The 16800-nt window shown below is 67.4% G+C and carries 15 protein-coding genes; 3 read left to right on the top strand and 12 right to left on the bottom strand.

From position 1 onward, the window contains the following. Positions 1-27: 27 nt before the first annotated feature. Entirely contained in the window at positions 28-876 is an 849-nt protein-coding gene (locus tag AB4Z09_RS04785) for a 3-hydroxybutyryl-CoA dehydrogenase (protein WP_114722098.1), read from the top strand. Positions 877-1048: 172 nt separating this feature from the next. Here the strand turns inward: AB4Z09_RS04785 and AB4Z09_RS04780 are convergent, their stop codons facing one another. Further along, the gene (locus AB4Z09_RS04780; protein ID WP_258557907.1) at positions 1049-1177 is read right to left on the bottom strand and encodes a hypothetical protein; all 129 of its coding nucleotides are present in this window, start codon (positions 1175-1177) and stop codon (positions 1049-1051) included. A gap of 155 nt (positions 1178-1332) precedes the next feature. Between AB4Z09_RS04780 and AB4Z09_RS04775 the strand changes: the two genes are divergently transcribed. Next, the gene (locus tag AB4Z09_RS04775) at positions 1333-1527 is read left to right on the top strand and encodes a hypothetical protein (RefSeq protein ID WP_442239276.1); all 195 of its coding nucleotides are present in this window, start codon (positions 1333-1335) and stop codon (positions 1525-1527) included. Positions 1528-1576: 49 nt separating this feature from the next. Here the strand turns inward: AB4Z09_RS04775 and AB4Z09_RS04770 are convergent, their stop codons facing one another. From AB4Z09_RS04770 to AB4Z09_RS04755, 4 genes are all read right to left on the bottom strand, one after another. Further along, on the bottom strand, positions 1577-1756 hold the full coding sequence (locus AB4Z09_RS04770; RefSeq protein ID WP_254622665.1) for a hypothetical protein: 180 nt from the start codon (positions 1754-1756) through the stop codon (positions 1577-1579). A gap of 44 nt (positions 1757-1800) precedes the next feature. After that, on the bottom strand, positions 1801-2961 hold the full coding sequence (locus AB4Z09_RS04765; RefSeq protein ID WP_442239275.1) for a Rieske 2Fe-2S domain-containing protein: 1161 nt from the start codon (positions 2959-2961) through the stop codon (positions 1801-1803). Between the two features lie 113 nt (positions 2962-3074). Further along, the gene (locus AB4Z09_RS04760; RefSeq protein WP_442239274.1) at positions 3075-5426 is read right to left on the bottom strand and encodes an ATP-binding protein; all 2352 of its coding nucleotides are present in this window, start codon (positions 5424-5426) and stop codon (positions 3075-3077) included. Between the two features lie 112 nt (positions 5427-5538). Further along, positions 5539-5991: a hypothetical protein gene (locus AB4Z09_RS04755; protein ID WP_442239273.1), complete on the bottom strand. Its 453-nt coding sequence runs from the start codon at positions 5989-5991 to the stop codon at positions 5539-5541. A gap of 228 nt (positions 5992-6219) precedes the next feature. On the opposite strand from AB4Z09_RS04755, the gene AB4Z09_RS04750 reads away from it, so the two are divergent. Next, positions 6220-7683 (top strand): MFS transporter, encoded by a 1464-nt coding sequence (locus tag AB4Z09_RS04750; RefSeq protein ID WP_174913613.1) that lies wholly within the window; start codon positions 6220-6222, stop codon positions 7681-7683. A 7-nt stretch (positions 7684-7690) separates the two neighbouring features. Here the strand turns inward: AB4Z09_RS04750 and AB4Z09_RS04745 are convergent, their stop codons facing one another. The 7 genes from AB4Z09_RS04745 to AB4Z09_RS04715 form a co-directional block, all read right to left on the bottom strand. Then, positions 7691-9109: an amidase gene (locus tag AB4Z09_RS04745; protein WP_174913616.1), complete on the bottom strand. Its 1419-nt coding sequence runs from the start codon at positions 9107-9109 to the stop codon at positions 7691-7693. 40 nt (positions 9110-9149) lie between these two features. After that, positions 9150-10139, bottom strand: a complete 990-nt coding sequence (locus tag AB4Z09_RS04740) for an ABC transporter ATP-binding protein (protein WP_442239272.1) — start codon at positions 10137-10139, stop codon at positions 9150-9152. Next, a complete protein-coding gene (locus AB4Z09_RS04735) occupies positions 10139-11218 on the bottom strand; it encodes an ABC transporter ATP-binding protein (RefSeq protein ID WP_442239271.1) in 1080 nt (359 codons plus the stop codon). Before AB4Z09_RS04735 ends, AB4Z09_RS04740 begins: the two co-directional genes overlap by 1 nt. Beyond that, the gene (locus tag AB4Z09_RS04730; RefSeq protein WP_114722106.1) at positions 11215-12324 is read right to left on the bottom strand and encodes an ABC transporter permease; all 1110 of its coding nucleotides are present in this window, start codon (positions 12322-12324) and stop codon (positions 11215-11217) included. Before AB4Z09_RS04730 ends, AB4Z09_RS04735 begins: the two co-directional genes overlap by 4 nt. Further along, on the bottom strand, positions 12317-13270 hold the full coding sequence (locus AB4Z09_RS04725) for an ABC transporter permease (RefSeq protein ID WP_114722107.1): 954 nt from the start codon (positions 13268-13270) through the stop codon (positions 12317-12319). Before AB4Z09_RS04725 ends, AB4Z09_RS04730 begins: the two co-directional genes overlap by 8 nt. A 63-nt stretch (positions 13271-13333) precedes the next feature. Beyond that, entirely contained in the window at positions 13334-14947 is a 1614-nt protein-coding gene (locus AB4Z09_RS04720; RefSeq protein WP_442239270.1) for an ABC transporter substrate-binding protein, read from the bottom strand. Positions 14948-14978: 31 nt separating this feature from the next. After that, positions 14979-16592, bottom strand: a complete 1614-nt coding sequence (locus tag AB4Z09_RS04715) for an amidohydrolase (RefSeq protein WP_442239269.1) — start codon at positions 16590-16592, stop codon at positions 14979-14981. Between the last annotated feature and the right edge of the window lie 208 nt (positions 16593-16800).

Genomic DNA, 16800 nt, shown 5'->3' with positions numbered 1-16800 from the left:
TGAAGAGACGACAGTGGAGATTCAACTGTGGAGCTAGTTGGTGTAATCGGCGGCGGCACGATGGGTGCCGGCATTGCCGAGGTTTGTGCCAAGGCCGGAAGCTCGGTCCTGATTCTCGAGACCAAGCAGGAGTTCGCCGAGGCCGCCCAGGCCCGGATCGCGACCTCGATCAACCGCGGCGTCGCCCGCGGCAAGATCACCCAGGAGGAGGCGGACGCCGCCATCGCACGGGTGCGCGTGACCCTCGACATCGAGGAGTTCGCGGACCGCGATCTGGTGATCGAGGCTGCCCCGGAGATCGAGGCGCTCAAGGCCGAGATCTTCGGCAAGCTCGACAAGATCGTGAAGCCGTCGGGCATCCTCGCGACCAACACCTCCTCGATCCCGGTCATCAAGATCGCGAACGCCACGCAGCGTCCGTCGCAGGTCGTGGGTGTCCACTTCTTCAACCCGGTGCCGGTCATGCCGCTGGTGGAGATCGTGGTCAGCCTGGTCACGTCCGAAGAGACCGTCGCGGCCGTCACGGATTACGCCCGTAACACCCTGGGCAAGAAGGCCGTCCGGGCCGGTGACCGCGCGGGCTTCATCGTCAACGCGCTGCTCATCCCGTACCTGTGCGACGCCGTCCGCATGCTCGAGTCGGGCTACGCGACCGCCGAGGACATCGACGACGCGATGAAGGGTGGCTGCGGCTACCCGATGGGCCCGCTGACGCTGCTCGACACCGTCGGCCTCGACGTCGCACTGGCCGCCGCCGAGTCGCTGTACGCCGAGTTCGGACAGCCGAACTACGCGCCGCCGGCCCTGCTGCGCCGCAAGGTCGACGCCGGGCACCTGGGCAAGAAGGTCGGACAGGGCTTCTACAGCTACAAGTAGTCCCCGACCCGATCACGGCAAAGCGCCCCGTCGTCTCTCCAAAGACGATGGGGCGCTTTCTGTTTCCGTCCGAGTGACAGCGGCAGCGGCTGTCAGGACGAATGCCGACAACCTCCGTCCACCCCCGGCGACTCGGCCGGGGTGTGGAACGGAGGTGTGGTTCGACAGTCGTTCAGCTGAAGGCGTTCAGCGCGCCGACCAGGCCAAGGACTGCGGCAACGCCCGAAAGAAGGCCACCGATGCCGCTGACGACCGGCTGGATCTGCTTGATCAGGGCGAGATCAGCGTCGGAAGAACCCATGTCAAAACTCCTCACAGTGAATGTGTATGTACGCGCTCTTTGCGCGTCCGATGTGCTGCACGGCGCTCACGAGAGTACGCAAGATCCGGGCAGAGATTCTGCAAGACAGTCGATTTCGCTTCCGACCAGCTCGAATCTCTGTGAGTAATATTCACGTGACCCGGCAACGATCCGAGAACGGCAAGGTGTCCGGCAGGAAAACAGTAGCGGTCGGTTCGGGTCGGTCGACCGGCCGCACCGTCGCCGACGAGATCACGTCGATCACCGGGAACGAGATCACGRCCCACGCCATCGAGTTCGCGTTCGAGGTGGAGGGGCCGGAGGTCCTCGCGCAGCTGACGAGGCGGTGACAGCGTCTTCCGTGTGCCCGGGCCGGTGATCCGGCCCGGGCACACGAGATCACTCGTCGACGACGGAGATCCGCCCCTCGACGGCCGCGCGGGCGATGGAGTCCTGCATCGCCGGGCAGCTACGCGCCAGCGATGCCGGATCGGTGGCACCGCCACCCAGTTCCCGACACGCCGCCCGCGCCTCGGCGGTCCACTGGACCGAAGTGTGCTGCCAGCTGTTCTTCGTCACGAGGACATGGCAACCGCATCGGTCGCAGTCGACGGGCTCCACCGCTACACCGTTTCCGCAGCGGCGCGGCGGGCGAGGTTGTCGGCGACTTCGAGCTTCCATGCCTCGACGGGCTTGGTGGTGTCGAGTTCGAACTCGAAGCGGTCCACCATGTCCGGGGTGACGTCGGCGACGTCGACGTAGAACTGCTCGTACCACCGGCGCAGCTGGTAGACCGGGCCGTCCTCGTTGGTCAGGAGCGGGTTGTCGATGCGGGTCTTGTTCTTCCAGATCTCGATGTCCTGTTCGAACCCGATGCCGATGTAGCCGATCATCGCGTCCACCAGTTGGTCGGCGATCTCGGCCGGGACCTGCTCGGTCTTCTTCACCGAGATGCCGTACATGAGCACGAACTGGTTCGGGGAGATCGGGTAGTGGCAGTTGATCAGCACGGACTCGACGTCGTACTTGTCGTAGTGGTAGACGAGGTCGTCGATCATGAACGACGGCCCGTGGTACGCGGCGACGGAGGTGTTGCCCACCAGCTTCGGGACATCCGGGTCGGTCCACTCGGTGACGTCGTCGCGGCCGACGCCCTTCTGTTCCTGGATCGCGACGTGGCCCTCGAAGATGTTCTTGAAGTAGGTGGGGAACGAGTAGTGCACGTAGAAGAAGTGCGCCATGTCCACGACGTTGTCGACGATCTCGCGGCAGTTGGTGTCGATGACGATCGACTTCCACTGCCACGCGGTCCACTCGGCGTCACCGGTGCGCATCGCGGGGATCGCGACCTCCGGCGGCGGCGGGTTGCCCTCGGGATCGTTCCACACGAACAGCAGGTCGTCCTGCTCCGTGGTGGTCCAGGCGCGGGTCTTGGCGACCGGCGGCACCCGGCGGGCGTAGGGGATGTCGGTGCACTTGCCGTTGCCGGCCCAGCGCCAGTCGTGGAACGGGCACGCGACGGTGTCGCCCTTGATCTCGCCCTGGCTCAGGTCGCCGCCCATGTGGCGGCAGTATGCGTCGAGGATCTTCAGATCGCCCTTGCTGTCGGCGAACACGACGAGCTTGGTGCCGAAGGCTTGCACGGAGTGCGGCTTGCYGTCTTTGAAGTCGGCGACGAGACCGAGGCAGTGCCAGCCGCGGGCGAATCGCGCCGGGGGCGCTCCCGTCTCGATGATTCGGATCTCGTCGGTGGTGTCGGCGTCCCCTGAGGACACTGAGGTCATGGTGAGTCCTTTCGTTCTGCGGGGCACGTATGCGGGCTGTACATGTGCCCCCGCTCGACCCTCCAATCTCGCGCCGCGAAAGCTGCTGTTCCAGAGGTCCTCCCGTTGAACGGTCATTCGATCGACGAGTCTTGATCCAGGGATTCGTCCCTGGTCCGCTCGACGATCCAAGCCGCGATCTGCGTCCGTGAGGTGAAGCCGAGCTTGGTCAGCACGTGCTCGACGTGCCCCTGGGCGGTGCGCGGAGAGATGACCAACTGCTCGGCTATCGCCTTGTTGGTGAGCCCCTGCGCCACCAGATCGGCGACCTGTCGCTCGCGTCGGGTCAGACTCGTCGCTGTGGCGGCGGGCTCGGGTTCGACGGCCGCGGGCTCTTCCCGGAGTGCGAATGAAACCGCGCCCTCGAAAGTCAGTTCCCGGCCGCGGCGAAGCGCCGCCTCGTACCCTCGCTCGCCGATCGCACCGACGATCTGGCGCCGGCACTCGTCGCGGTGAACGAGCAGGCTGGGAAATCTGACCGTCGGACCGTCCACAATCTGCCACATCGCCATGGCCGCCCCCCTCAGCGTGGCGGCACGCCCGAACTCCTGGGCCGCGGCAGCGATCCATGCCATCACGTCCAGGAACCACGCGGCGCTCAGCGGATCGTCCACCGACCGGGTCAATCGCAGCCCCTTCTCGAACAATGCGACCGCGTGCGCGGGGTCGCCCCGCTGCAACTCCGCCATGCCCGTGGCCCACAACGAGTAGGTCCGGAAGACCGCCTCACCACAGGGTTCGGTGATGGCGAGCACCTCGGCGTGCCACGCCGCCGCCCGCTCCGCCTCACCGAGCAATGCAGTGGCCAACCCGAGACCCGCCAGGTCCTCGACGACCTGCATCCGCATGCCCTCCGAACGGAAGACTTCGAGACTCGCTTCCAAACACGCGACCCCCCGATCGAAGTCACCGGCCGCGAGTGCCAGCAGTCCCTCGACGTGTGTGATGAAGGCATCCGACACGGCATCGTCGTGCCCCAGGTTGAGTTCGCGCCCCTCCTGCACGCGGGCCATCCCGCCCTCGACATCGCCCTGCATCGCGGCGAGAGCGCTGCACGCGTACAGCGCCCTGGCACGATCCGCCGTCTCGGCCGCGGTCGGGCGCGCCAGCGCGCGCTCGAGCCAGCGCCGCCCCTCGCTGAGCCGACCGCGGGAGAGCCAGAACGGATACAACGCGGTGGCCATCCGCAGCCCGGCGGCGGCTTCCTCCTCGTTCCCGGCGATGCTGAACGTCAGCGCGTCGCGCAGGTTCGGCTGCTCGCGTTCGAGCCGAGCGATCCACTCCACCTGATGGGGACTGATCCACTCGTCCGCGGCCCGCGACACGAGCCGCTCGTACCAGTCCCGGTGCCTCCGCACGAACGCCAGATGCTCGCCGGACTCACGTAGTTTCTCCTGTCCGTAGTCGCGGATCGTTTCCAACAGCCGGTACCTCACGGCAATGCCCGGCTCTTCCCGGATCAAGATCGACTTGTCGACCAGAGACGCGACGCCGTCCAACAGCTCGTCCTCGGCGGAGCCCTCGGAGCAGATGCCCTCGGCTGCGTCCAACTCGAAGCTGCCTGCGAAAACCGCCAACCGGCGCCACAGCATCTGATCCTGCTCCGAGCACAGGTCGTGGCTCCAGTCGACACACGCACGCAGCGACTGCTGTCGAGTCGGCGCCGAACGGCTGCCCCTGTTCAACAACCGGTAGCGGTCGGTCAGCCGGTCCAGGATCTGCGCCGCGGACATCGCCCGCAATCGCGCCGCTGCCAGTTCGATCGGTAACGGCAGACCCTCCAGCTGCCGGCAGATCCCGACGACGTCGCCCCGGTTCTCCTCGGTGAGCCGGAACTCGGGAACGGCGGCCGTGGCGCGCTCGACGAACAACGTGACCGCCTCGTACTGGGGAAGCCCGTCCAACGGTGGTGCGCGCTGCGGATCCGGGACCGTCAACGGCGGAACCCGCAGGATCGCCTCCCCGCCGATTCCCAGGGGTTCGCGACTCGTCGCCAGAATCCGAAGGTGGGAACACCTCCGCAACAGCGCCTCGCACAGCGCCGCGACCGCCCCCACCAGGTGCTCGCAGTTGTCCATCACCAACAGGAGCCGACGCGACGCCAGGTACTCGACCAGCATGTCCAGCGGCGGCCGTGCGGCGCGGACCCGCAACCCGACGGCAATCGCGACCGTATCCTTCAGCGACTCCGGGTCGTGGACCTCGGCGAGTTCGACCAGCCGCACACCGTCACCGAAGGCCCTTCGCGAATCCTCGGCCACCCGCAGCGCGAGCCTGGACTTGCCGACCCCGCCGATCCCGGTCAGTGTCACCAGGCGCGCGGTGGACAGCAGCCGCCGTGCCTCGCTCGACTCGCGACGACGGCCGACGAAACTGGTCAGCGCCATGGGCAGGTTCCCGACCATGCCACGTACGGCGAGCGTCATCGAACCGTCACTTCCGTCACCCTGCCCCGACATTTTCACGGTACGCCGGGAGGGATGCCGTCGAGCGCGTGTCAGATCACCCGCCTCGACGATTCCGAGATGTTCTCGCCGCTCACCCGCAGGCGGGTGATGTCAGCCCAGCCACGCTCACGATGCCGCACGCGCTGTCCTGCGACAGCTTCCAGACTCCGTCCTCCGCCACGAAGTTCATGACGCTCTCCGGGGTGGGCTGACCGTCGAGGCGCATGGCCACCGTCGCGACCACCGAGCCGTCGCCGAGATCCGTCACGTCGACGACCTCGACCACCGCCTTGTTCGCCTTCGCGGCCGCCACCACCTGGTCGATCAGTTGCGGATCGGCCGCGGCGCCCTGGACGAGCGTGATCTTGTCGGCCGCCGGGATGCCGGCGTCGAACGCGCGGGCGAGGTTGGCGTTCAGCTGCGCCGGCGTGGGCGCGGCGACCGGCGGCTGTGTCGATGTGACCGGGGTGGTCGTGATCGGGACGGGCAGTTCCGGGTCCGTCTCGCCGGAACACGACGAGAGCAGAAGAGCCGCAATACACATCGTTCCGACTGCCGCCGCTCGCCCGACCCGCTTCGCTTCGCCCCACGTCGAGTACATGCCGTTCCCCCCTCGTTCGCCTGTGAATCCGATCGGGGCACGGTAGCCCGACACACACACCGAATGCGGCGATCCGGGCGGGTGACCGGTGAACTCTCACAGTCCCCTCATGAACCGCGGCCATCGGTCGGGGGTTCCCGTCACCCCGATCAGAGGCGCACCATCGAAGACATGACCGCTCCGGCGCTTCACCTGAAGTCGGCGCGGGGCCGGTGGGTCGTGACGGCCACCGTCCTCGGATCCTCGCTCGCGATGCTCGACGGCACTGTCGTCAATGTCGCGCTGCCACGCATCGCCGAGGACCTCGGGGCCGAGGTCGCGGGCGTGCAGTGGACGCTCAGCGGCTACACCCTCACACTCGCGTCGCTGATCCTTCTCGGCGGCGCACTCGGCGACCGATGGGGACGTCGTCGCGTATTCATCTGGGGAACAGTGTGGTTCGCGGTCGCCTCGGGGCTGTGCGCGCTGGCTCCGGACGTCACGACGCTCGTCGCGGCCCGGCTCCTGCAGGGAGTCGGTGCGGCGCTGCTGACACCGGGCAGTCTCGCGATCATCTCGGCATCGTTCGAGGACGACGACCAGGGTGCCGCGATCGGAATGTGGTCCGGGCTCGGCGGGGTGGCGGCCGCCGTCGGACCGCTGCTGGGCGGGTGGCTGGTCCAGGTCGCGGGCTGGCGGTCGGTGTTCCTCATCAACCTCCCGCTCGCGGTCGCGGTCGTGTGGGTCTCGGCGCGGCACGTTCCGGAGACCCGGGACCCGCACCCGCCCGAGCGACTCGACTTCGCAGGATCGATTCTGGCGGCGCTCGCGCTCGGCGCCCTCACGTACGGGCTGATCGAGAAGACGGCGTGGATGAGCGTCGCCGGGATCGCGCTGTTCGCGGCGTTCGTGCTCGTCGAGCGCCACGCCCGGTATCCCCTCGTGCCGAGTTCACTGTTCGCGTCGCGGGTGTTCGTGGCCGCGAACCTCGTGACCTTCGCGGTGTACGCCGCGCTCGGGGGCGTGTTCTTCCTGCTGCTGCTGCAGCTGCAGATCGTGTCCGGGTACTCCCCGCTGGCGGCGGGTGTCGCATCGCTCCCGATCACGATCCTGATGCTGCTGCTGTCGTCGCGGGCCGGCCGGTGGGCGCAGGTCCACGGGCCACGGATCCCGATGACCGTGGGTCCGCTGCTGGCCGCCGCCGGGTTGCTGCTGATGCTGCGGATCGGCCCCGACGCGTCGTATCCGACGCAGGTCCTGCCCGCTGTCCTGGTGTTCGGCCTGGGCCTGGCCGCGCTCGTCGCGCCCCTCACCGCGGCCGTGCTCGGCTCGGTGTCGTCGGACCAGGCAGGGATCGCGTCGGGTGTGAACAACGCGGTGGCCCGCACGAGTCAACTGCTCGCGGTCGCAGCCCTGCCCGGACTCGCCGGCATCGGCACCGAGGCGCTCACCGATCCCGCCGCGTTCGGGTCGGGCTTCCGGATCGCGATGCTGATCTGCGCCGCACTACTGCTGATCGGTGCCGCGATCTCGGCAGCGATGATCCCCCGCCGCACGGTGGCCGAGGAACCGGCAGCGGAGGAGGCGGGCGAGTCCGTCGCGTGCCAACCGCACTGTGACGTCACCGCGCCCGCCGTCCAGCCGCCGCCAGACTGACCGCCGGTCAGTCCTGGACCGCGGGCCACACCGGGGCGGTGTTCCACGGGTACGCCGCCTCGAGTTGCGACGCGATCCGGATCAGCAGATCCTCACGCCCGTGCGCGGCCACCAGTTGGGCACCGAGCGGCAGACCCGTCGAATCCTTGCCCAGCGGGAGCGAGATCGCGGGCTGACCGCCGCTGTTGAACGGCGATGTCAGCGCACCGTAGATGCCGGCGTGCTTCCACATGGCCTCGAGATTCATCGCGTCGAGCAGGCCCAGCGGCGGGGTGGGAGCCCCGAGCGACGGAGTGAGCAGCAGGTCGTACTCGGTGAAGAACCGGCCGATGTCCCGCGCCGTCCGCTCGAGTTCGGTGTACGCGAACGCGAGATCGGTCGCGGAGTCCGACTTGCAGCGGTCGTACTGCACGCGGGCCATCGTCTCGAGATCGTCGTCGCGCAGTTCCCGGCCGAGTTCGGCCAGACGCTGGTCGATCTCGACCGCCATCGGAGCGGACATGAGGTACCGCATGGCCGCCGCGAGCGCGTCCGGGTGGAACACGGGGGCGGCGGTCTCGACGCTGTGCCCCAGCTTCTCCAGCAGAACGCCGACATCGGAGGCGACGGCCGCGCAATCCGGGTGCACCGGTTCACCGTTCGGCATGACCGTGGTGATGCCGATGCGGAGCCTGCCGGGATCGGCACCGACTTCCTGCACGTACGGGCGTGCGGGCGGAGCAATGCCGAACGGCGCACCCACGGCGGGACCGCACGTGAGATCGAGCAGCAGCGCGGTATCGCGCACGCTGCGCGTCACCGCGTGCTCCACCGACAGCGGCCCCGCGAGCGGCGAGCCCGACGGCATCCGCCCGCGCGACGGCTTGAGGCCCACGAGTCCGTTGGCGGACGCCGGAATTCGGATCGAGCCACCGCCGTCGCTGGCGTGCGCGGCGGGCGCGATGCCCACCGCGACCGCCGCGGCCGCGCCGCCCGACGAACCACCCACCCCGTGCGTGAGGCGGCGGGGGTTGCGCGTCGGCCCGAACAGGACCGGTTCGGTGCTCGCGTTCTGGCCGAACTCCGGGGTGTTGGTCTTGCCGATGACGACGAGGCCGGCCCGGCGGTAGCGGGCAACGAGTTCGGTGTCGCGCTGCGCGACGCGTCCCGCGAACAGTCGCGAGCCGTTGCTGGTCGGCAGGCCCGCCACATCGGCGTGAAGATCCTTGATCAGGAACGGGATCCCGCGCAGCGGGCCGTCCGGAAGACCGGCGTCGACCTCGGCCAGGGCCGCCTCGGCGCGCTCGCTGACCACCGCATTGACCGCAGGGTTGCGCTCCGCGAGGCGGCTGATCGAGAACTCCACGACCTCACGAGCCGAGACGTCCCCGTCCCGGATCGACGCCGCCAGTCCGGTCATGTCCTGGTCGTCGAACAAGTTCTCCATACAATCCTCCAAGCGTTCGCCTGTCGCCGAGACGGCGGTGTCAGACGTTGTGGCAAGCGACGTAATGGTTTTCGCCGACATTTCGCAGCTGGGGCTCCTCCGCGGCGCAACGCTCGGTGGCGAGCGGACAGCGCGTCCGGAATCGGCATCCGGACGGGGGATTCAGCGGCGAGGGCAGGTCGCCCTCGATCTGCTCGATCGTCTCGACGTCGTCCCGGTGCCGATCGGGGTCCGGGATGGAGGCGAGCAGCAACTTCGAGTACGGGTGCAGCGCAATGTTCTCCATGTCGGAGGACGGCGAGACCTCGCAGACCTTCCCCAGGTACATCACCATCACCCGGTCGCTGATGTTCTTCACCACCGCCATGTTGTGCGCGATGAAGATCATCGTGAACTCGAACCGCTTCTTGGTGGCCTCGAGCAGGTTGAGGATCTGTGCCTGCACCGACACGTCGAGACTGGACACCGGCTCGTCACAGATCAGCAGCTTCGGCTCGAGCATCATCGCCCGTGCGATGYAGACGCGCTGGCACTGGCCACCGGACAGCTCTCCCGGCAGYCGATCCCACACCATCTCCGGGTCGAGTCCCACTGCCGTGAGCAGGTTCCGCGCGCGTTCCTCGAGCTTCGCGCGGTCCCTCGAACCCCAGATGCGCGGCCCCTCGGTCACCAGGTGCTTGACCTTGCGGCGCGGGTTCAGCGACGAGATGGGGTCCTGCATGATCATCTGCATCTGGGCCCGCACCTTGCGCAGCTCCGACGCGCTGAGCGCCGTCAGCTCGGTCCCGTCGAGCCGGACGCTCCCCGACTTCGGCTTGGGCAGCTGTAGGACCGCGCGTCCCGCGGTCGACTTGCCGCAGCCCGACTCGCCGACGATGCCGAGGGTCTCGCCCGCCACGAGGTCGAAGCTGATCCCCGACACCGCGTGCACCGTCTGGTTGCGGCCGGCCGGGAACTCGACCACCAGATCCTCGACCGCCAGGACCGGCTTCCGCTCCGTCCGCGCCTGCGCAACTCCGCTTGCCGTCATCAGATGCTCTCCACTCTCACCTTGGTGCCCGACGCGGCACCGGCCTCCGCCTGGGTGTCCGCGGTGTCCTGCGCCTCGGGGCCGCCGAGCGGGAAGTGGCACGCCACCTCGTGCGGGTGCCGCGCACCCGCGGTGTCGGYGCACACCGTCAGCTCGGGAACCACCTCGAGGCACTTCTGCTGTGCATAGCGGCAGCGGGACGCGAACGAGCACCCCTGCTGCGGCTTCGTCATGTCCGGCAGGCCACCCTCGATCGATTCGAGAGTGGTGTGCGGCTCCTGCTCGAGCCGAGGCACCGCGGCCAGCAACGCCTCGGTGTACGGATGCCGAGGGCTGCCGAACAGCTGCCGGGTGGGCGCCGTCTCGACGATCCGTCCGGCATACATGACCGCGACGCGATCCGTCTGCCCGGCAACCACGCCCAGGTCGTGACTGACGAGGATTCCGGCCATGCCCAACTCGACACGCAACGATTCGAGCAGCTCGAGGATCTGCTTCTGAACCGTCACGTCGAGCGCGGTTGTCGGCTCGTCGGCGATCGTCAGTTTCGGGTCGCACGCCAGCGCCATCGCGATCACTACGCGCTGACGCATGCCGCCGGACAGCTCGTGCGGGTACTGATCCATCCGCCGCTCGGGTTCGGGTATCCGGACCTTGCGCAGGAGTTCGATCGCCCGCGCCCGAGCCTCGTCCTTGCCGAGACCCAGGTGCGCGCGGAGGGACTCTGTGACGTGGGTTCCGATGCGCTTGAACGGGTTGAGCGCCGACATCGGATCCTGGAACACCATCGCGATGTCCTTGCCCCACAGCTGCTGCTGCTCCTTGCGGGTCAGGGACTGCATGTCCCGGCCCATGAAGCGCACGCTGCCGGTCACCTTGGCGGGCCCGTCGGTCGACACCAGCCCCATGATGGTCTGGCCCAGAACCGATTTGCCGGACCCGGACTCGCCGACCAGCCCGAGGGTCTCGCCGGCGTCGAGCCGGAGCGAGACGCCGTCCACGGCGCGGAGCTGTCCGCGCTTGGTGCGGAACCTGGTGTACACGTTGTCCACCGTCAACAATGGCTCGTTGCTACTCACAGCTTCACCTCCCGTGTTCCGCCCGTGCGCTTCTGGGCCTTCTCGCCGACCAGGTTGAAGGAGAACACCGTCAGGAACAGGAACAGGCCCGGCACCAGAACGATGTACGGATGCTGCTCGAACACCTTGCCCTGACCCTCGGAGATCATGTTTCCCCAGGTCGGTGACGGCGGCTGGATGCCCAGCCCCAGGAAGCTCAGGGATGCCTCCGCGACGATCATCACCGAGATCATCACCATGCCCAACGAGAGGAGCGGCAGCGCGACGTTGGGCGCGATCTCTCGCACCATGACCCGCCACTTCGTGGCTCCCATCGCCCTTGCCGCCAGCACGAATTCACGTTGCGAGAACACCAGGGTGTTGGCACGAGCGATGCGGACCATGCTGGGTATCGCGAGCACGGCCAGCGCGAAGGAGATGTTGCGCAGGTTCGGCTCGAGGACCGACGCGAGTGCGATCAGCAGGATCAGCGCGGGCACCGCGAGCAACGAGTTCGTGAACACCCCGATGATCCGGTCGACCTTGCCGCCGAAGTAGCCGGCGATGATGCCGATCGCCCCACCCACGAGGATGCCGATCAGGACCGCGGCAACCGCGACGATCAGCGAGGAACGTGCTCCATAGATGGACCGGGCCAGCATGTCGAGGCCGAAGTTGTTGGTGCCGAGTGGATGCGCCGAGAACAGGCTCGGTTCGGCGTAGCTCTTGGCGCTGAGGGTCTTGGTGGTGTCCTCGTGTTCGGCCAGCGGCAGGAGCGGCGCGATCACCGCGGCCACGATGAGCACCGTCAGCCACGCGCAGGACAGGATGAAGGTCAGATCGAAGTCGGATCCGAAGCGGGCCAGTCCGAGGCGGCGCACGCCCATGTAGAGCGCCACGAGCCCGACCGCGAAGATCGCGAGGCGTGCTCCCATCACCACTCCCGCGGCCCCGAGTCCGACACCGGCGGCGATCAGGCCCACCACGGTGAGGATCGCACCGACCCGGTACAGGTTGCGGCGCTCGGCGAGATCCGATGCGTTCGCCAGCTCCTCCGCGTTCGCGTCGTCGAGTGCCCGGCCGGTGATGGCCGGCATTTCGATGTCGTCGGTCGTCGTGTCAGACATGGGCTCGTCGGCTCCTTGGGTCGAGGTATCCGTACGCGATGTCGATGACGCCGTTGGCGACCACGTAGACGAGAGCGATCACCAGGACCGCCCCCTGCACCATCGGCATGTCGCCCTGCTGTGCGGCGCGGACGATCAGCGACCCCATGCCCGGCAACGAGAACAGCGTCTCGACGATCACGGTGCTGCCGATCATCGAACCGAGGACGATGCCGAGCATCGTGATGAGCGAGAACGACGACGGCCGCAACGCATCACTGAAGAGCAGTCGGGCATTCGACATGCCCTTCGCCTTGGCGACGAGGATGAAGTTCTCCTTCAACGTCATGACCAGGTCGCTGCGCAGGATGCGGATGAACATCGCCATCTCCAGCAGGCTGATCGTGATCGCCGGAAGGATTGCGTGGTAGAGGTTCTGGCCGAGTCCCTCCGATACCCGCACCCACTGCGACCGCGGGAACCAGCCGAGATAGTTGACCATGACCATGATCAGCAGCAGGCCCGACAGGAAGCTGGGGATCGAGAGCACACCGAACGTGCAGGCGCTGATCGCACGGTCGATCCAGCCACCCTGGTGACGGGCGGACCACATCGCCAACGGCACCGCGACGACGATCGCGATGAACAGGCCCATGACGGCGAGCTGGACACTCACCGGCATTGCGGCGCTGATGCTCTCGGTCACCGGCCCTTGCGGCGGCACCATCGACTGCCCCAGGTCGCCCTGCAGTGCACCGGACAACCAGTGCCAGTATCGCGTGAGGAAGGGGTCGTCGAGACCCATGTCCGCCCGCGCCTGCGCGTACTCCTCGGGTGTGTGCCCCTCGCCCAGCATCGCGACGGACGGATCACCCGGGATGAGTGACACGAGCGCAAACGTACCGAGACTGACGACGAAGAGCACGACGATCAACTCGACGATCTTATCGATCACTGTTCTCGCCATCTCCGCACCGCCTCCTTCCTGAATCCATGAGCATCCCTGCTGTCCGTGTGGGCAGATCGCCGGCTAGGAAGCCGAATCCGCGGTGAGCCAAGCATTTCCGAAAAGCATGATGCCGTCGGCGCTGGGCGTGATCCCGTGGACGTTCTTGCTCCACGGGATGAAGAACTTGCCGGTGCTGACCGTGACCATCGGCGAGGTCTCGTTCACGAGGGTCTGCATTTCCTCGACGACCCCGAGTCGGGCCTCGTCCGTGGGAGCGGTCTGCAGGTTGCCGAGCAGTGCGTCCATCTCCGGGTTCTTGTACCCGAGGACGTTCGAGGCCGAACCGCTGAAGAAGTTGCCGTACAGGCGCACGAACGGCGACTCGTCGAGGACGTTGAACGCCGAGTACGAGATGTCGTAGTCGAACTGCGCGTATGTCTTCTTCACTAGATCGTTGATGCTCGTCGCGTAGACGATGTCGACGGTGAATCCGACCGCCTGCAGCATCGACTGGAAGGCCAGTGCGCTGCGCTGGGTTTGCGGATCGTTGAGCCCGACGTAGGTGAGCTTGCCGTCGTATCCGTCGGCCTTGGCCTCCGCGAGGTACTTCTTCGCCGCCTCCGGGTCGTAGCCGGTGCCGGCCACATCGCCGTGCCACTTGGACCCCGTCTGGAACATGTCGCTGCCGGGCAGGCCCTGCCCGCCCTCGACGCGCTCGTTGAAGGTGTCGGGGTTGACCCCGGCCACAATCGCCTTGCGGACCCGCTCGTCGGCGCCCGCTCGACCCTCACGCTGGTTGATGAGGCCGACTCCACCCATGTTGAAGGTGTAGACGAAACCGGTGTCGCCCGAGTCGAGGGCGCTGTGAACTGCCTCCGCACCACGCAGATACGCGACCTGGACGCCACCCGTGTGCAGGGCGTCGAGCTTGCCCTGCTCACTGACGATGGCCGGGAAGCGCAGCTTGTCCAGGTGCGGCTTGCCGTCCCAGTACGACGGGCTCGCCGTCAGGACGAGCTCGTCCTGGGAGGCGAACTTCTCGACCCGGAACGGGCCGGCGCCGACCGGGGCGAAGGTGCCGGTCGCCATCGACGAGGGCGCCACGATCATGCCCGGTCCGGTGGTGAGCATGATCGGAAACTCGTTCCACGCCTGCTTGAGCGTGAACACCACGGTGGCCGGATCGGGCGAGGCGACGTCGGCGACGGTGGCCTTCCACACCTGGGTGTGGGTGCCCTTCTTCTCCAGGTAGTGGTTGATGCTCCACTGCACCGCCGCAGCATCGACCGGGGTGGCGTCACTGAACTTCGCGTCGGGCCGGAGCTTCAACGTCCACACCGTGTTGTCGGCGTTCGCGGTCAGCGACTGCGCGAGTTGTGGCTGATACTCCTTGCTTTCGGAGTCGTAGCGCATCAACAGGTCGTAGATCGCCGCCATCTCGCTGCCACCGGTGGCGCCGCCGTCCTGGCGGTCGGCCGGATCGAGACTGCTCACACCGTTGTAGGTGGCGTACGAGACCGTGCCGCCGGACTGCGGATCGCCGCCGTCCGGCTGCTCCCCCACGATCCCGGACCTCACATCGGAAGCGTCGGTCGACGAACCCGACCCGCCGCTCGCGCAACCGGCCAGCATTGCGGTGGCGGTTGCCAGCGAGGTGAGCCAGAGACCGGCCCGCGCGAGTGCGTGACGTTTCATTCGAACCTACTTTCAGGAAGTGATTGCAGAGCTATGGGGAAACTGGGGAAGCTGGGGAAACGCAGCTGAGTCTCTCGGCCGCGTACACGACGTCGCCGCCGACGACGGTCGCGAGAACTGGAATGTCCTTGATCGCGAGGGGATCACAGGTCAGCGGGTCGTCCCCGAGGACGACGAAGTCGGCGAACAGGCCGGGACGGATCGATCCCTTGACATCGGATTCGCCGCCGAGCCGAGCAGCCGACGCGGTGTATCCGCCCACGGCGGTCAGCGCCTCGACCCGCTGCTGCGGGCCGAGGACGTCGCCCTCACGGGTGATTCGGTTCACGGCCGTGTGGATCGTGAACAAAGGATCGACCGGGGTGACGGGGCTGTCGCAGTGCAGCGCGAAGGGCACCTCGGCCGCGGCGATCGAGGCCACCGGACTGATCCTGCTGCCGCGTTCCGGACCCAGGAAGCGGTCGCGGTGGCGGTCGCCCCAGTAGTAGCCGTGATTGACGAACACCGAGGCAGCGACGCCGAGTTCGCGCATGCGCTGGATCTGGTCCTCACGAAGCGTCTGGACGTGCTCCAATCGGTGCTGCAGACCCGCGTGTGGGAGGCCGGCGCTCCCGGACGCTGCGAACGCCTTCTCGATCGCATCGAGTGCGAGGTCGATTGCGCGGTCACCGTTGGTGTGGATCGCGACCTGACGTCCGGCGCCGTGGCATCGCGCCACCATCTCGTCCAAGTCGCTGGAGGGAATCGCCATCTCGCCGCAATGGCACTCACCGAGATCGTGGTACGGCTCCGAGAGTGCGCCCGTATGCAGCTGGATCGAGCCGTCCGAGATCAGCTTCACACCGCCCACACCCAGGAAATCGTCGGCATCCCAACCGCCGTCGGTGTCGACGGCGAAGCCGTCCAGAGTGCCGAAGCCGGCGTACAGGCGCCCCCGCAGCGTGAGCTCGCCCGAATCACGAAGACGTCGATAGGACTCGATCATGGGGGGTGTCACGAACATGTCGTGGAAGCTCGTCACACCGGCGGAGGCCATCTTCTCGAGCGCACAACGCAGCGCGGCGTCGAGGTCGTCGCCGGACGGCATGCTCTCGTCCGGACCGACCACCAGTCGCATGGCGGGAATCTCACGGAACTCGCCGGTCGGGTTACCCGACGCGTCGCGCACGATCACCCCGCCCTCGGGATCCGGGGTGGAACGATCGATGCCATTGCTCCGCAGCATGAACGAGTTGACGTACACGCCGTGTCCCGACAGGTGTCGGACGACGACCGGCCGATCCCCCGCGGCACGATCCAGATCGTCGACGGTGAGGACACGATCCTCGGCGACCAGACTGTCGTCGAAACCGGACGCCACCACAGGYAATCCGGCTGCGGTGGTCGCCGCGCGCGTCGACAGAGCCTCGACGAGTGTCCCGATGTCCGGGCACGAATCCACTCCGGCGTCCACGGTCGTGCCGTTCATCCCCGACATGTGCGGGTGCACGTGCGTCTCGATGAAGCCGGGAAGAACCGTGCGCCCCCGGAGGTCCACGATCTCGGTACCGGGGCCGCCCAGCGCGCGAATCTCCGAGTCGGTACCGACCGCGACGAAACGGCCGTTCGAGATCGCGAACGCCGTCGCGCCGTCGGCACCTGTCATGGACCGAACCACACTGCCGACGTAGACACGGTCGGGGCCGGATCCGTCCATGGGCGATCCCGTCGCCGAGCTGCTGCCGAGCACCGAACCCCCTAGATGAGATGTGCGTCACACCCTGTTTCGAAGAGGCTAACGCACAATAGAATTCATGTCAGTACCCGGGGTCAAAGTACCGCCGAGTAGCTTTTCCGACCGGGCTTCGGACGCC

Origin of the sequence: Rhodococcus sp. TAF43 (assembly GCF_052113525.1) — a bacterium.
Classification (GTDB): Bacteria; Actinomycetota; Actinomycetes; order Mycobacteriales; family Mycobacteriaceae; genus Prescottella.
Note: the sequence above shows the minus strand (reverse complement) of the source record. Positions and strands in the feature narration are given on the sequence as shown.

What these genes read in the sequence shown, in the direction of transcription:
- AB4Z09_RS04730 (WP_114722106.1), bottom strand. Translation starts at nt 12,324, where the DNA reads ATGTCTGACACGACGACCGACGACATCGAAATGCCGGCCATCACCGGC.
- AB4Z09_RS04720 (WP_442239270.1), bottom strand. Translation starts at nt 14,947, where the DNA reads ATGAAACGTCACGCACTCGCGCGGGCCGGTCTCTGGCTCACCTCGCTG.
- AB4Z09_RS04750 (WP_174913613.1), top strand. Translation starts at nt 6,220, where the DNA reads ATGACCGCTCCGGCGCTTCACCTGAAGTCGGCGCGGGGCCGGTGGGTC.
- AB4Z09_RS04755 (WP_442239273.1), bottom strand. Translation starts at nt 5,991, where the DNA reads ATGTGTATTGCGGCTCTTCTGCTCTCGTCGTGTTCCGGCGAGACGGAC.
- AB4Z09_RS04760 (WP_442239274.1), bottom strand. Translation starts at nt 5,426, where the DNA reads ATGACGCTCGCCGTACGTGGCATGGTCGGGAACCTGCCCATGGCGCTG.
- AB4Z09_RS04725 (WP_114722107.1), bottom strand. Translation starts at nt 13,270, where the DNA reads ATGGCGAGAACAGTGATCGATAAGATCGTCGAGTTGATCGTCGTGCTC.
- AB4Z09_RS04745 (WP_174913616.1), bottom strand. Translation starts at nt 9,109, where the DNA reads ATGGAGAACTTGTTCGACGACCAGGACATGACCGGACTGGCGGCGTCG.
- AB4Z09_RS04780 (WP_258557907.1), bottom strand. Translation starts at nt 1,177, where the DNA reads ATGGGTTCTTCCGACGCTGATCTCGCCCTGATCAAGCAGATCCAGCCG.